Here is a 14,294-nt window from a genome sequence, read left to right on the forward strand (position 1 = left end):
AGGATGCGCGCCGCCGCGCCGCGGAGGATGCGTGCCGCCGCGCCGCGCCGCTGCGGGACGGCCAGGCGACAACGACGAAAGGCGCCGGCCCCGGCCCCGCCCCGGAACTACTCGCCGAGGATCTCGGCAGCCTCCAGCCACTCCAATTCGAGCCCCTCTTTTTCCTCGAGCAACTCCTGCAGCTTGGCGTTGAGCTCCCCCAGGGCATCGAAGTCACCGGATTGGGACTTCGCGGCCATCTGGGTGTGAAGCTTCTCTTCCTGCTGTGCAATCTTGCCGAGTTGGCGGTCGATCCTGTTGAGGTCCTTGCGGGCTTCGCGCTTTTCGGCTTCGCTGGCGCCGGAAGCAGCAGTGCCGGCAGAACCCCCGCTTGCTGCCGTGGGAGCTCCTGAGCCGCCGCCAACAGCGCCTGAGGCAAGTGCGGCTTCGCGTAGTTCGAGGTACTGGTCCACTCCCCCGGGCAGGCCACGGAGTTTGCCGTCACCGAGCAACGCCATCTGGTTGTCGGTGACGCGTTCGAGCAAGTAACGGTCGTGGCTGACCACCACAAGGGTCCCGGGCCAACCGTCCAGGACGTCTTCGACGGCGGCCAAAGTGTCGGTGTCGAGGTCGTTGGTGGGTTCGTCGAGCATCAGGACGTTGGGCTCCCCTACCAGCAAACGCAGGAGTTGGAGCCGGCGCCGCTCACCACCTGAGAGGTCCGAAACCGGAGTCCACTGCTTTTCCTTGGTGAACCCGAGTTGTTCCACCAGCTGGCCGGCGGTGAATTCCTTGCCGCCCACGCTGAAGGAGCGCTTTTCGCGTTCGATGACCTCAATAACGCGCAGGTCGGAAACGTCGTCGAGCTCCTTGACGTCCTGGGTGAGCACAGCAGTGACCACGGTCTTGCCGCGCTTGACCTTGCCTGTGGTCGGCTGGATCTCGCCGTTGAGCAGTTTCAGGAGCGTTGATTTTCCGGCGCCATTGACCCCCACCAGGCCGAGGCGTTCACCGGGTGCGAGCCGCAGTGTGATGTTGTCAAAGAGCTTCTGTCCGCTCTCGCCCCCCAAAAAGTCCAGGGTCACGTTCTCGAGGTCCAGAACGTCCTTGCCGAGCCGGGCAGTAGCCATTTTGCTCAGGGCCACGGAGTCGCGGGGATCGGGTACGTCGGCAATGAGGTCGTTGGCAGCCTCAATACGGAACTTGGGCTTCGCTGTCCGGGCGGGAGCACCACGCCGCAGCCAGGCAAGTTCCTTTTTGACGAGCTGCTGGCGTTTACCTTCGACGACGGAGGCCATGCGGTCACGCTCGGCGCGGGCCAAAACGTAGGCCGCGTACCCGCCGTCGAACATGTCCACCATGGCGTCGTGGACTTCCCAGGTGTAGTTGCAAACTTCGTCCAGGAACCAGCGGTCGTGGGTGACCACCAGGAACGCGCCCTGGTTGGCGCGCCAGCGGGTCTTCAGGTGACGGGCCAGCCACGCTACGCCCTCGACGTCGAGGTGGTTGGTGGGTTCGTCCAGCATGATGACGTCGTGGTCTTCAATGAGAAGTTTGGCCAGCGCTACACGGCGTTTTTGACCACCGGACAGCGCATGGACGTTGGTGTGCCAGTCGACGTCTCCCACCAGTCCGCCCATGACTTCGCGGATCTTCGCGTTGGCCGCCCATTCGTGGTCCGCGCGGTCGCCGACGATCGCCGCGCCAACGGTGAGGTCGCCGTCGAGGACGTCGCCTTGGTCGAGGTAGCCCACGTTGACGTCCCCGCGCTTGGTGACGCGACCGGAGTCGGGCGTCGAGCGCAAGGCAAGCAGGCGCATCAGTGTCGATTTACCGTCACCGTTGCGGCCCACCATGCCAATGCGGTCGCCATCCTCCAAGCCGAGGGTGACGCCGTCGAGGACAGTGCGGGTCGCGAACGAAACGGTGAGGTTTTCGCCGCCAAGCAGGTGGGCCAATGGGTACTACTTTCTACTGCTGGAATGCGGAGGTACTAAAGGAGGGTATCGGAGATGATCCGGGCGCCGTGCACCGGGCCGTGAACCGCCAATGCGTTGTGGCCACGGTGGGTTAATTCATCGGCGAGGACGCTGGCTGAAACAGAGTCGCGGGCCAGCAGTGCGATGGTGGGGCCGGAGCCGGAGACCATTCCAGCCAAGGCACCGCGCGCTTCACCCAGTCCGATGGTGTCGCGAAGTTGCGGCGCCAGGGCGATGGACGCCCGCTGGAGATCGTTGATGAGGACACGGCTAAGTGTCTCGGGATCACCGTTTCGGAGCGCTTGCAAAATGGTGGGGTCCACGGCAACAGGTTCAGGAATCTCAACGCCCTCCGAGTCCCGGAGCCCATCCAAGGTGCGGAACACGTCCGGGGTTGAGAGTCCGTAGTCGGCAAAAACCAGCACCCAGTCCATCTGGGCCTTGGCCAGGGCCGGTGAGAGTTTGTCGCCCACACCGAGCCCGACGGCGGTGCCTCCCAGGAGGGAAAACGGCACGTCCGCACCCAGTTCAGCCGCCAGATGCGCGAGTTCCTCGCGGGAAAGGCCGCTGTTCCACAGGGCGTCGCAGGCCAGCAAGGTAGCTGCTGCGTCCGCGGAGCCGCCGCCCATGCCACCGGCAACGGGAACCCGTTTGGTGATTTCCAAGTGCACCCCGGTTGGTTTCTCGGACACTTCAGCCATGATGGCCGCAGCTTTGTAGGCGAGATTGCGCTCGTCCAAAGGAATGTCCACGCCGTCCAGGTCCAGCGTGCTCTCCGGGCTGATGCTGACGGTAATTCCTTCAGCCTCAGTGCTTGTTGCCGCTACTTCCTCGTAAAGGGACACTGCGAGGTAGACGCTGGCCACCGAATGGTAGCCGTCCGGGCGCAGCGGGCCCACGCTCAGGGAGACGTTGACCTTGCCCGGGGCTTTGACGCGAACTGTGCGGGCATGGAAGCGATCCCCCACGAACGGGAGGCTGCTTGGCTTTCGGTTACCGGGGGTCATGCGTCCACGGGGTGGCGGGCTTCGGCGATCTTGACGTAGGCATGGATGTCCAACACCTCGCCGCGCGCAGTGGGATTCACACCGGCGGCAACCAGGCATCGCTCCGCTTCCGCGGCGCTTCCGGCCCAACCGGCAAGGGCGGCACGGAGGGTCTTGCGCCGCTGGGCAAATGCGGCATCAATGACGGCGAAAACCTGTTCACGGGTGGCGTGCGTCTTGGGCGGGTCATGGCGGGTAAACGCGACGAGCCCTGAATGGATCTTCGGCGCAGGCCAGAACACATTCATCCCGATAACGCCGGCTTTGCGCATGTGCCCGTACCAAGCTGCCTTCACCGATGGAACACCGTAGATCTTGGACCCCGGAGTTGCGGCCAGCCTGTCGGCTACCTCGTCCTGGACCATCACCAGGCCGTGCTGCAGGCTCGGGAAGTGCTGCAGCAGGTGGAGCACCACCGGCACGGCAACGTTGTAAGGCAGGTTGGCAACCAGTGCCGTGGGCGGCACGGGGAGTTCGGTGACCTTCATGGCGTCGGACAGCACCAGGTGGAAGTTCTCTTCCGCCCCGGGCCGCCACGCGCGTACAGTGGCCGGCAGCTTTTCCGCCAACACGGGGTCGATCTCCACGGCCACAACGGTCTTGGCTGCGTCCAGCAACCCGAGGGTCAGCGAACCAAGCCCCGGGCCCACTTCCAGCACGGTCTCATCGGAGTCGATGTTGGCGGCTGCCACGATCCTGCGGATGGTGTTGCCGTCGATCACAAAGTTCTGCCCCAGGGTCTTCGTGGGGCGTACACCGATTTCCTCGGCAAGCCGTCGGATGTCTGTGGCGCCCAGCAAAGGCGCGACGGCGGCGGGTTCGGAATTCGGTTCAGTCACCTAGGTATCGTATCGCCTGTGGAGGGTCAGGCTGCGTGCGCGCAGCCCCAGTCGCGGAGGCCGTTCTTGGCGTAGAGGCGGTTGGCGATATCGATCTGCTGCGCCTTGGTGGCCAGGCTGGCGTTGGGAGCGTACGCTCCGCCGCCGTTGGCAAGCCACGTGGGGCTGGAGAACTGAAGGCCGCCGTAGTAGCCGTTACCAGTGTTGATGGACCAGTTTCCACCGGACTCGCACTGGGCAATCCGATCCCACATGGCTTCGTTGGGAGCGCCGGTGGGGCCGCTGGAGGCAGCAGCCGCGGCCTTGGCCGGAGTGGCTACGGGGCGTGCTTTGGTGCCAACGCTGACCTTCTCAGTGACCGGCTTGGTGGTGACATTGCTGGATACGAGGGCGCGTGAGGCTTCGCGTCCGTCAACGAGGACCAGCTTGAAAGTCTTGACCAGCGCCCCGGCTACGCCTGCTTGGGTAACCTTTTCTTCGCCCTTGTAGAGTTCAGCGGACTCGGTCTTGACGCTTTCGAAGGGCACTTCCTCGGTGGCTTCGGCGGTCTTGCTGGTGTCGACGCGGGAGACCTTGATCACCATGTCCTGAACGATGGGCGCGTTGCCGGGCTGGGAGATGCGGTCGTTGGCGCCGACAGTGATGCCGGTGTCCTTGAGCACGGTGGCGACGTCGGCCGCCGTCGTGGTGGTGCTGGTGTCCTTGCCGTCAGCAACGACGCTGATGGTCTTGGGAGTGGAGATGGAGACGAAGGAGCCGGTGACTTCCAGCGATGCTTCCTTCGGCTGGGAGATCTCGGAGGAGCTGGCCACGCCAAGTTCGCTGACCAGCGCGGCAACGTCCGGGGCGTTCGTATTCACGGTCTTGCGTGCGCCGTCGAGTTCAATGGACACGGCTTTGGCGAGGTTGATGTTCACCACGGAGCCGTTCTCAACACGGGCGTCGAGGGCCGGAGAAACCCGGTCCGCGTCCTTCAGTTCAACCTTGGCTGCCTTGACCACCTGGTCAACCGTGCCGCCAAAGGTCTGGATGGAACTTACCTTGCCGTCCACGTTGAGGGTGACGGTCTTGTTGTTGCCCACGAAGGCGACAACTCCGACCACCAGCGCTGCAACAACCAGCAACTGGGCACCGACTTTGAGGAAGCTGAACTTGCCATCCGTTGTGAAGAACTTGATCACGATTGCCCATAACTCTCAGACCATCCGGGCACGGGGAAAAGCACAGAAATAATGCCAGCGGCAAAACGGAGGGGCCAGGCGCAAAGCCTGGTCCCGCACTTGCTGCCGGCATCTGCGCCGCCAATTACATTCAACTGATGAAGGCCGGAATTATCCGGCCCAGCTGTCCGAAGGCCTTCCCCGACCCCGGCTACTTGTTTAACACAGTAACCGATCCGTTATAAACCAGCCAAGACTTCTGCATACCGGGTATCCATCCCCCGCAGCTCCAGAGACCCTGGAAGGAACCTCCTAGGCCCACGAACCGTAGGCCTGGAGCGTGTTTTCCGCCAAACGCGAACAGAGCTCGGCGAGGTCATCTCCTGTCACTTCCGCCATGGACCGGACTGTGTAGGGAACCATGTAGCTGGCATTCGGCCGCCCACGGTGCGGGTGCGGGGTCAGGAACGGCGAATCGGTCTCCACCAGGATCCGGTCCGGCTCCGCGATGGCCAGTGCAGACCGAAGGTTTCCGGCGTTCTTGAACGTCATGGTGCCCGCAAAAGACATGTACCACCCGTTCCGGTTGCAGATCCGGGCCAATTCTTCGTCCCCGGAGAAACAGTGGAACACCACCCGTTCCGGGGCACCTTCTTCCATCAGTACCTGCACCACGTCGTCGTGGGCGTCGCGGTCATGAATCTGCAAGGTCAGGCCCAGCCTCTTGGCGATGTCGATGTGGCGCCGGAATGAATACCGCTGGGCAACCAGACCGTCCCCGTGCGTCCGAAAAAAATCCAGTCCTGTTTCGCCAATTGCGCGGATGCGGGGGTGCGCCGCCAGCTCTTCAATCTCGGCGAGCGCGGATTCGAGTTCACCGCGCCCTGCGTACACCGGGGCATCGTTGGGGTGGATCGCTACAGCCCCGAGCAAGCGCGGATCTGCATCCACGGCCTGCACGGTGAAGCGGGACGATTCCAGATCGCAGCCCACCTGGACAGCTCCCTGCACCCCAACAGCTTCGGCCGAATCCATGGCGTCCTTGACGGAAACCTCTATCAGTCCGTGCCTGAAATCCAAGTGTGTGTGGTTGTCCATGACGGGGACGGGAAGGGCTTCGGGTGCGGGCGGGTACTCCTTGCGGGAATCTGTTTCCCCCGATGGTGCGCGGTACGGAGCAGGAGCGAGCGAATTACACATGCTCCTACCTTAATCGGACCGCGGTCCCCCTGAGTTGCGGCCAGGCCCACGGAGATAAATTCCACTTGGCACATAAATTCCTGAGCACTATGTCAGAGGCGGCCATTGTCTGGGTAGTCTGGAACGGACAGGCGGTCAAGAAAGCAACACATCATCAAGATTGCTGATGCAGTGGCCACGGCTGAAGGGCAATCCATGGAGTCCAACCGACAAGTATCCGTTGAACCTACCCCGTTTCAGGGCGAGGCTTACAGTACGCTGCCACGGGATGGTGCGGCACTCAATGGACACAGGCCGCCGGTCATGGATGCGGAGCGGTTCCACGATGCCAGCGAACGCATCCTGGGGTCCATCAGCAAGGTCATTGATGGCAAAGCCGATGCCGCGAAGCTCGCTTTGACAGTTTTGCTGGCCCAAGGACACCTGCTGCTGGAAGACGTTCCGGGTGTGGGCAAGACCTTGCTGGCAAAGACGCTGGCGCGGACGGTGGACTGTACGGTCTCCCGCATCCAGTTCACTCCCGACCTCCTGCCCTCAGACGTCACCGGTGTCTCCATCTACAACCAGTCCTCCCGGCAGTTTGAGTTCCGGCCGGGCGCTGTGTTTGCAAACATCGTGATCGGTGACGAAATCAACCGTGCGTCGGCCAAGACCCAGTCCGCGCTTCTGGAGTGCATGGAAGAGCACCAGGTCACCGTGGACGGGCATTCTTATCAGTTGGGGCTGCCCTTCATGGTGGTCGCAACGCAGAACCCCATCGAGATGGAGGGCACCTACCCGTTGCCCGAAGCCCAGCGCGACCGTTTCATGGCCAGGATTTCCATGGGCTATCCGGACAAGGAAGCCGAGATCGAAATGCTGGAGACGCACCAGGCCGCGTCTCCACTGGTCAAGGTGACTCCAGTGGTTACTGCCGCCGATGTGGCGGCCATGATTGCCTCCGTGCAACAGGTATATGTGTCCACTGCCATCAAGGAATACACGGTGGCTATCGGGCACGCCACCCGCGACAGCGCACGCCTTCGCCTCGGTGCGAGCCCGCGGTCCCTGTTGCAGCTGTTGCGTGCAGCCAAAGCAACCGCGGCATTGGACGGCAGGGACTTCGTTCTTCCTGATGACGTGGTGGATGTGGCCGAATCGGTCCTTGCCCACAGGATCATCCTTGACCGCAAGGCGGCGAGCTCGGGTGATACGCCGCAGAGCATTCTTCGGGGCATCCTGGCCGCTTTGCCGGTTGCCCAGGAACCGCCCGGCGCGTGGCGCAGGGACAGGCACACCGCCTAGGAGGCAGAAATGGCGCTCGTGGATCGGCTCCCCAAGCATTTGTTTACCAACCGCGGCTGGGGTTTGCTGGCGGCCGGAGCCGTTTCGCTCGGGTGCGCCTATGTCATGGGCCGGCGGGATCTGCTGACCTTGGCGGTGTTGTTGCTCCTCCTGCCGCTGGTGGCCCTTGCTGGAGTCCGGGTGTTGAAGCCCAAGTTCCAGGTGTACCGGGAGTTCAATCCCTCCACTGTGGAAACTGCCAGCACCACCACTGTCCGTTTGGCTGTTGCCAGGTCCTCGTATTCCACCGGGCACGTCATCATGGAGGAGCAGTTGCCGCCCAGATTCGGCGAGCCCCCGGCGTTCCGTTTTCCTGCCCGGTCAGCGTCCGGAGGCACCAGCCGTTACGAATACCATCTCCGCTCCGGCAAGCGCGGCCAGTTCCGCATCGGTCCGGTGACCGCAGAGTTCAGTGACCCCTTCGGCCTCTCGCTGCGGCGGCATGCAATCGACGACGGCGATATCCTCACCGTTACGCCGGCCGCCGTCGAACTTCCCGTCACCGGACTTGCAGGGGCGCGCGGCAACGACGGGGTGACCGCCACGCGCATCAGGGCGAACCCCAGCGACGATGACATCATGACCCGCGAGTACCGGCACGGCGATCCCATGCGCCGCGTGCATTGGGCCGCCACGGCACGCCACGGTCAGCTGATGGTCCGCCAGGAGGAATCGGTGACCACACCGGAAGCCACCCTCATCCTGGACCAGCGCTTTACCGCTTTTTCCGCGGGGACAGGTTCCATGTTCGGAAGCCATGACGAGGACTCGGATTTGGTCACCAGTCCCGGCTTTGAGTGGGCGGTGACGGCAGCAATGTCCGTTGCGGCCCATTTGGCGGAATGGAATTACTCCTTGCGGGTGCTGGATGTTTTCGGGAGTCCGGCATTCATCCGCTCGCGTTCCGCGCCCGAGCCGGACACCGAAGAGTTTTCGGGCATTGGAGGCTTGCAGGCGATCGCCGAAGGGCTGGCGGCCATGGAACTCAGTGGACCCCGGCACGTCCGGGCAGAGCACCACAGAGCTGAACAGCACAGAGCTGAACAACACAGAGCTGACAATCACAGGGCTGAACAGCACACGGCTGAGCAGCACAGCGCAGATAATCGCAGGGCAGAGAGACGCAGCGCAGAGCCGGCACCGGGCATGGCCTCCGCGGATGCCCCCGATGCTGCTTTCGATGACCGGCTCATGGACAAGCTGGCAGCCCACCGTCTTCGTGGCCCGCTCCTTGCTCTGCTGGGCACCCTTACTCCCGCTGAGGCCAGGTCCCTGGCACCGGCGGCGGCCTACGGGGCCAACGCGTTCGCCCTGATGGTTACTGATACTGCCCGGAACAATGACGAGGTCCTGGAAATCCTGCGACTGGCCGGGTGGCGTGTGGCCGAGGTGACGTCCAGGACCCAACTCCCGGCGGCCTGGTCTTCCTTCGACGAAGGTGGCATCGTCGCCGCTGCAGGGGCAGCCATGGATGTTCGCCGTGGAGCGGCGGTGCCCCGATGACCGCTACGTCCCACCGCGGATCCCCCGCTCCGGTCCAACCCGGCGGAACCTCCGGCACCAAGGTGTCCGGATCCCCGCGTCCTCAAACGCCGGGGCCCGGACCGTACCCCTGGCTCATGGCCGGGTCGATTGTGGTTGCCGTCCTGGGCGCTGCTTTGTCCTTGAACGGCGTGCTCAGGGGCTGGGCTTGGTTCATGCCCCTGATGACCACTGTCCTGGTTGTGGCCCTGACGTTGGCTCTCCTCCGGGCTCTCCGGGCCCAGCCGCTGTTGGCCACGCTGGGTTCCTTTGCCTCACTCGCAGCGATTCTCAGCTTCACGTTCTTCCGGCAGGAAAGCCTGGCGGGCTTCATCCCCACTGCAGGGACGTTCTCCGGCGTCGGGCGCTTGATTAAGCGCGCTGCCGAGACAGTGGTTTCCGAGAGCGCCCCCGTTGCACCCAATGCCGGGATCGTATTCGTCATGTGCGCCTGCCTGGGTCTCCTGGTGATCCTGATCGACGCTTTGGCAGTACCGTTGTCGATGCCAGCTGCCAGCGGCATCGGGCTCCTCGCGGTCATGGTGGTTCCGGCCACCATCAAACCCCAAAGCGTAGGTGCAGCCGGCTTCATCGGAGCCGTTGTTGGCTACCTCCTCATTCTGGGATGCAGCCACTGGTTCGCCCCTGATGCCAGGCTCCAGTCCGGTTCCGGGCGGGGCTCCGGCCAGTTCAGGCGTTCGCTGGTGACCGGCGGATTGGCGTTGGCCTTGACCATGGTGGTCCCCCTGGCCATCCCGGGGTTCGAGACCGGCACCTTCCCGCAGGGTTCCCGGCTGAGTCCATGGGGCACCTCCAACGGACTCAACCCCATGATCACCTTGGGCAACAGCCTCCGGAGTCCCACGGGATCCGGCCGCATCACCTACGCAACGAGTGCGGACGGACCGCTCTACCTGAGGTCCGTCACCGTTGACCACTTCGACGGCGAAACCTGGGCTCCGGACGACCGCGCGGCCCAGCGCCGCGCCGGTGCAGACAGGATTGAAACCGGCTACTCCGTCCAAGGGGACGTGGTCAATACCGTGACCTCCGTCAATGCCGGCTTGTTCACCAGCCCTTACCTTCCTGCCCCGTTTGCGCCTGCATCGGTGAACGGCCTCAACGGGCGCTGGACCTGGGATCCGGCCACCTTGAGCATCATGAGCACCGAGACCACCACCCGCGCGCAGCGGTATGTGGTGTTTTCCGGGGCGCCCCGGATCACCGCGGAATCACTGTCCCGGGCCACAGCAGCTCCCCAGGGAATTTCGGAGGACTTCCTGCGCATTCCGGGCAACCTGCCTGAGATTGTGCGTCAAACAGCCGATTCCGTTACGGCCTCCGAAAGCAGCAACTACGGCAAAGCCCTGGCAATCCAGAAGTACCTGCGTTCCGGTGAATTTACGTACTCCCTGCAGGCACCGGTTCAGAACGGCTACGACGGCAACGGTCTCTCGGTCCTGGCTGATTTCCTGGCCGTTAAGAGTGGCTACTGCGTGCATTTTTCTTCCGCGATGGCTGTGATGGCGCGGGCTGAAGGTATTCCGAGCCGCATTGCCGTGGGCTATGCTCCGGGCCGGCTAACAGGGGAATCGGTAGCGCTGGTGGGGCAGGGTTCCTTCCCCGAATACGAGGTAGACGCCCGGGACGCGCACGCTTGGCCCGAGCTCTACTTCGAAGGCCTTGGCTGGGTCCCGTTTGAGCCGACGCCGTCCCGCGGCGTCCCTCCCGATTACGCGACGGAAAGTTCAGTACCCGGCAACCTCAGTACCAATGCGGACGAGAAAGAGGTTCTGACCACCCCCGCCCCGGCCACACCGGCCCCCGTTCCACTGCCGGGTGTGGAAACCCCGGTGCCGGGGTCCACCAGCGTGAACCCCCTGCCAGCCATCGGGGCGGCCGCCGCAGGCGTGGCACTGTTGTTTGCCTTCCTGTGGTCACCACGCCTGAGCAGGAGCATCCTGCGCAGGCGCCGCCTGAACCAAAAACCTCCGGACGAGGCCGACGCCCTGCAGCCCGGGTACACGGATCCTGTGCCGGAGCTTGCATGGGCGGAACTGCAGGACCTGGCGACGGACTACGGTTTACCCTCCACGCCCAGTGAGACGCCGAGGCACTTCTCCACCAGGCTTCGCTCCAGCACAGCCCTCGGAGACTCGTCAGGCATGGACGACGCCGCCCATGCGGCGGTGGCCTCGCTCACCTCTGACTTCGAACGGCAGCGTTATGGCCGCCAGGGAGGACAAGCGTCGCCATCAGCGGCTGCGACCCGCATCGCCGTCGTCCGTGACTCGTTGCGGAACAACGCCCGCTGGCTGGTGCGCTTCCGCGCGGACTGGTTGCCGCCGTCGATGATGCGCCGCTGGGTCAACGCGCTGGGAGCACCGTTCCGCGCCGTGGGATCACTGGCTACAACCGTTGGGCGCGGGTTGGCACGGCGATGGCGCACGCTCCGCGGCGCGCTTCCGCAACGGCGCTGACTGCCTGCGCTGACTGACTGCGCTGAACCCCTGACGCACAGCAAAGGGCCCGGCCCCCGGAACTTGTGGTTCCAGGTGCCGGGCCCTTGCTTATCCCTGCCGTTCTTGTTGCGAGAGCGGACGGGGCGGGCTCCTTGGTGGAAAGAGCAGGCTTAGTCGGCGTACGGGTCCGCGATACCTACGTACTGGGTGTACAGGTACTCTTCGATGCCTTCGGAGCCGCCTTCGCGGCCCAGGCCGGACTGCTTGACGCCGCCGAACGGTGCTGCGGCGTTGGAGATGACACCGGCGTTGAGGCCGAGCATGCCGGTCTCGATGCGTTCGCTGATGCGCAGGCCACGGTTCAGGTCCTTGGTGAAGACGTAGGCCACCAGACCGTATTCGGTGTTGTTGGCCAGGCGAACTGCGTCGTCTTCGGTGGAGAAGGTGATGATCGGCGCTACCGGTCCGAAGATCTCTTCCTGCAGGATGCGGGCATCGGCTGCAACGTTCTTCAGCACGGTGGGCTGGTAGAAGTATCCGGGACCGTCGACGGCGGCACCACCTGTGACGGCTGTGGCACCTCCTGCTACGGCTTCGGAAACCAGGGCGTGAACGCCGTCGCGGGCCTTGCCATCAATGAGCGGGCCCACCTTGGACTCGGGCTCGGTGCCGCGGGCGGTGGTGAGCGAGCCGATCTTGGCGGCGAACTTCTCTGCGAAGGAATCAGCGATGGACTCGTGCACAATGAAGCGGTTCGCAGCGGTGCAGGCCTCGCCCATGTTGCGCATCTTCGCGGCGATGGCACCCTCAACTGCCTTATCCAGGTCAGCGTCTTCGAAGACCACGAACGGGGCGTTGCCGCCGAGCTCCATGGAGGTGCGCAGGACCTTGTCGGCAGCTTCGCGGATCAGTGCCTGACCCACCGGGGTGGAGCCGGTGAAGGAGATCTTGCGGAGACGGTCATCCTTGATCAGGGGCCCGGTCACAGCACCGGCGGTGGAGGTCTGGATGACGTTGAGGACACCGGCGGGCAGGCCGGCTTCCTGCATGACCTGGGCGAAGAGCAGGCTGGTCAGCGGGGTCAGGTTGGCGGGCTTGAGCACCATGGTGCAGCCGGCGGCGACGGCGGGGGCTACCTTGCGGGTAGCCATGGCCAGCGGGAAGTTCCACGGGGTGATCAGCAAGCAGGGGCCCACCGGCTTCTTCTGCACCAGGAGGCGGTTCTTGCCATCGGGAGCTGCGGAGTAGCGGCCGGACACGCGGACGGCTTCTTCGGAGAACCAACGCAGGAACTCTGCACCATAGGTGACTTCGCCGCGGGCCTCGGCCAGGGGCTTGCCCATTTCCAGGGTCATCAGCAGTGCGAAGTCTTCGGCGCGTTCGGTGACCAGTTCAAAGGCACGGCGCAGGATCTCGCCGCGTTCGCGCGGTGCCGTGCGGGCCCAATCGGCCTGGGCGGCAGCAGCGGCGTCGAGGGCGGCAGCGCCGTCTTCAGCACCGGCGTCGGAGATGCTAAGCAGGACCTTGCCCGTGGCCGGGTCCTCAACATCAAAGGTCTTACCGGATCCGGCCGGGCGCCACTGACCGTTGATCAGCAGGCCGGTGGGGACGGAAGCCAGCAGTTCGCTTTCGCGTTCAACCGTGACAGTCATGGCGACTCCTTCGTCTTGGGTGCTTTGGAGAATTGCACCACGGGGGTTCTTTGCCGGAAGCGGCGTGAATTACTGCCACCGTACTGCCCCGCGAGAACGAGTGTCTACGCCTTCACGCACTGCCATGCAGGTGCCATTTTGTGCAGCTGCACAGCGTGGATCAACGTGCTGCGAGTACCGCCGAGTACAGCTCCCGCTTGCTGACGCGGGCGTCCTCGGCCACTGCTGCAACGGCTTCCTTGAGGCGGATGCCCTGGGAGATGAGTTCGTTCACGGCTGCCACGTGGTCTTCGGGTTTGCCTGGCTCCTGTTCAGGCGCACCACCGACTACCACCGCGATTTCGCCTCGGACTTCGTTGTTCTCTACCCATTCCAGCAGTTCGCGCAGCGTCCCCCGAATGACTTCCTCGTATGTCTTGGTCAACTCGCGGCACACAGCTACGCGGCGCTCGGCTCCGAACCGTTCGTGGAGTGCCCTGAGCATCACTTCGAGCCGGTGCGGCGCCTCGAAGAAAACCATGGTGCGGCGCTCGTCCGCGAGGTCGGCGAGGCGCGAGTTCCGCTCCCCCGATTTCCGCGGCAGGAAACCCTCAAAACAGAAACGGTCAGTGGGCAGGCCGGATAGTGCGAGGGCCGTCAGCACAGCCGAGGGGCCAGGGACGGCCGTGACGGTCAGGCCTGCAGAGACAGCGCCTTCCACCAAACGGAAGCCTGGGTCCGAGACGGCGGGCATACCGGCGTCGCTGACCATCAGGATGGTCTTTCCGGCACGTACGTGGTCAAGCAGTTCGCCGGTCTTGGCAGCCTCGTTGTGCTCGTGGTAGCTGATGACCCGTCCGGAGACTTCCACTCCCAGGGCCGTCACCAGCCGGTGCAATCGCCTGGTGTCCTCTGCAGCCACGATGTCCGCGGCCCCCAGGAGTTCAATCAGCCTCGTGGTCGCATCACCCACGTTTCCGATGGGGGTGGCCGCAAGGACAATCCTGCCGACGCCAGGAGTTGCGCCGGCACCGGCAGCAGGAACTCCCTCGTCCAGGTCGTCGCTGAAAGGTGCCTCGTCCGGGGTGCTGTGCTGTTCGTCCACCTGCCAAGCCTAATGCCGCGCTGTCTCCAGCGCCGCACCTCAACGCTGC

Annotated in this window: 10 protein-coding genes; 3 read left to right on the top strand and 7 right to left on the bottom strand. The window is 64.2% G+C overall.

Translation table 11 applies throughout. The annotated features are described in order from the left end of the window. Positions 1 to 107 precede the first annotated feature (107 nt). The 5 genes from M1D51_RS15310 to M1D51_RS15330 all read right to left on the bottom strand — a co-directional run bounded on the left by M1D51_RS15310 (position 108) and on the right by M1D51_RS15330 (position 6,203). Positions 108 to 1,937, bottom strand: coding sequence for an ABC-F family ATP-binding cassette domain-containing protein (locus M1D51_RS15310; protein ID WP_458107089.1), 1,830 nt, complete (start codon positions 1,935 to 1,937; stop codon positions 108 to 110). Between the two features lie 35 nt (positions 1,938 to 1,972). Further along, on the bottom strand, positions 1,973 to 2,965 hold the full coding sequence (locus M1D51_RS15315; protein ID WP_458107090.1) for a 4-(cytidine 5'-diphospho)-2-C-methyl-D-erythritol kinase: 993 nt from the start codon (positions 2,963 to 2,965) through the stop codon (positions 1,973 to 1,975). Further along, on the bottom strand, positions 2,962 to 3,843 hold the full coding sequence (gene rsmA / locus M1D51_RS15320; RefSeq protein WP_458107091.1) for a 16S rRNA (adenine(1518)-N(6)/adenine(1519)-N(6))-dimethyltransferase RsmA: 882 nt from the start codon (positions 3,841 to 3,843) through the stop codon (positions 2,962 to 2,964). Before rsmA ends, M1D51_RS15315 begins: the two co-directional genes overlap by 4 nt. Positions 3,844 to 3,869: 26 nt before the next feature. Then, positions 3,870 to 5,024 carry a transglycosylase family protein gene (locus tag M1D51_RS15325; protein WP_458107092.1) on the bottom strand — a complete coding sequence of 385 codons (1,155 nt, stop codon included), beginning with the start codon at positions 5,022 to 5,024 and terminating at the stop codon, positions 3,870 to 3,872. Positions 5,025 to 5,315: 291 nt separating this feature from the next. Then, a complete protein-coding gene (locus tag M1D51_RS15330; RefSeq protein WP_458107093.1) occupies positions 5,316 to 6,203 on the bottom strand; it encodes a TatD family hydrolase in 888 nt (295 codons plus the stop codon). 195 nt (positions 6,204 to 6,398) lie between these two features. Here M1D51_RS15330 and M1D51_RS15335 point away from each other — a divergent pair, with 195 nt between their 5' ends. From M1D51_RS15335 to M1D51_RS15345, 3 genes are read left to right on the top strand one after another with little or no spacing between them, the layout of a single operon-like run. After that, the gene (locus M1D51_RS15335; protein ID WP_458107094.1) at positions 6,399 to 7,487 is read left to right on the top strand and encodes an AAA family ATPase; all 1,089 of its coding nucleotides are present in this window, start codon (positions 6,399 to 6,401) and stop codon (positions 7,485 to 7,487) included. Between the two features lie 9 nt (positions 7,488 to 7,496). Beyond that, complete coding sequence (locus M1D51_RS15340; RefSeq protein ID WP_458107095.1) at positions 7,497 to 9,029, top strand: DUF58 domain-containing protein; 1,533 nt, start codon at positions 7,497 to 7,499, stop codon at positions 9,027 to 9,029. Further along, a complete protein-coding gene (locus tag M1D51_RS15345; protein WP_458107096.1) occupies positions 9,026 to 11,527 on the top strand; it encodes a transglutaminase TgpA family protein in 2,502 nt (833 codons plus the stop codon). The genes M1D51_RS15340 and M1D51_RS15345 overlap by 4 nt, the downstream gene beginning before the upstream one ends. Positions 11,528 to 11,679: 152 nt before the next feature. On the opposite strand, the gene M1D51_RS15350 is transcribed toward M1D51_RS15345, so the two are convergent. Together M1D51_RS15350 and rsmI are read right to left on the bottom strand one after the other, a co-directional pair. Beyond that, positions 11,680 to 13,161: an NAD-dependent succinate-semialdehyde dehydrogenase gene (locus tag M1D51_RS15350; protein ID WP_026542786.1), complete on the bottom strand. Its 1,482-nt coding sequence runs from the start codon at positions 13,159 to 13,161 to the stop codon at positions 11,680 to 11,682. A 160-nt stretch (positions 13,162 to 13,321) separates the two neighbouring features. Next, the gene (gene rsmI / locus M1D51_RS15355) at positions 13,322 to 14,197 is read right to left on the bottom strand and encodes a 16S rRNA (cytidine(1402)-2'-O)-methyltransferase (protein ID WP_458109597.1); all 876 of its coding nucleotides are present in this window, start codon (positions 14,195 to 14,197) and stop codon (positions 13,322 to 13,324) included. Between the last annotated feature and the right edge of the window lie 97 nt (positions 14,198 to 14,294).

The organism is Arthrobacter sp. R3-55, from assembly GCF_054161505.1.

Excerpts from the sequence above, each read along its gene's own strand:
- M1D51_RS15315 (WP_458107090.1), bottom strand. The coding sequence starts at position 2,965 with ATGACCCCCGGTAACCGAAAGCCAAGCAGCCTCCCGTTCGTGGGGGAT.
- M1D51_RS15330 (WP_458107093.1), bottom strand. The coding sequence starts at position 6,203 with ATGTGTAATTCGCTCGCTCCTGCTCCGTACCGCGCACCATCGGGGGAA.
- M1D51_RS15335 (WP_458107094.1), top strand. The coding sequence starts at position 6,399 with ATGGAGTCCAACCGACAAGTATCCGTTGAACCTACCCCGTTTCAGGGC.
- M1D51_RS15340 (WP_458107095.1), top strand. The coding sequence starts at position 7,497 with ATGGCGCTCGTGGATCGGCTCCCCAAGCATTTGTTTACCAACCGCGGC.
- M1D51_RS15345 (WP_458107096.1), top strand. The coding sequence starts at position 9,026 with ATGACCGCTACGTCCCACCGCGGATCCCCCGCTCCGGTCCAACCCGGC.
- M1D51_RS15350 (WP_026542786.1), bottom strand. The coding sequence starts at position 13,161 with ATGACTGTCACGGTTGAACGCGAAAGCGAACTGCTGGCTTCCGTCCCC.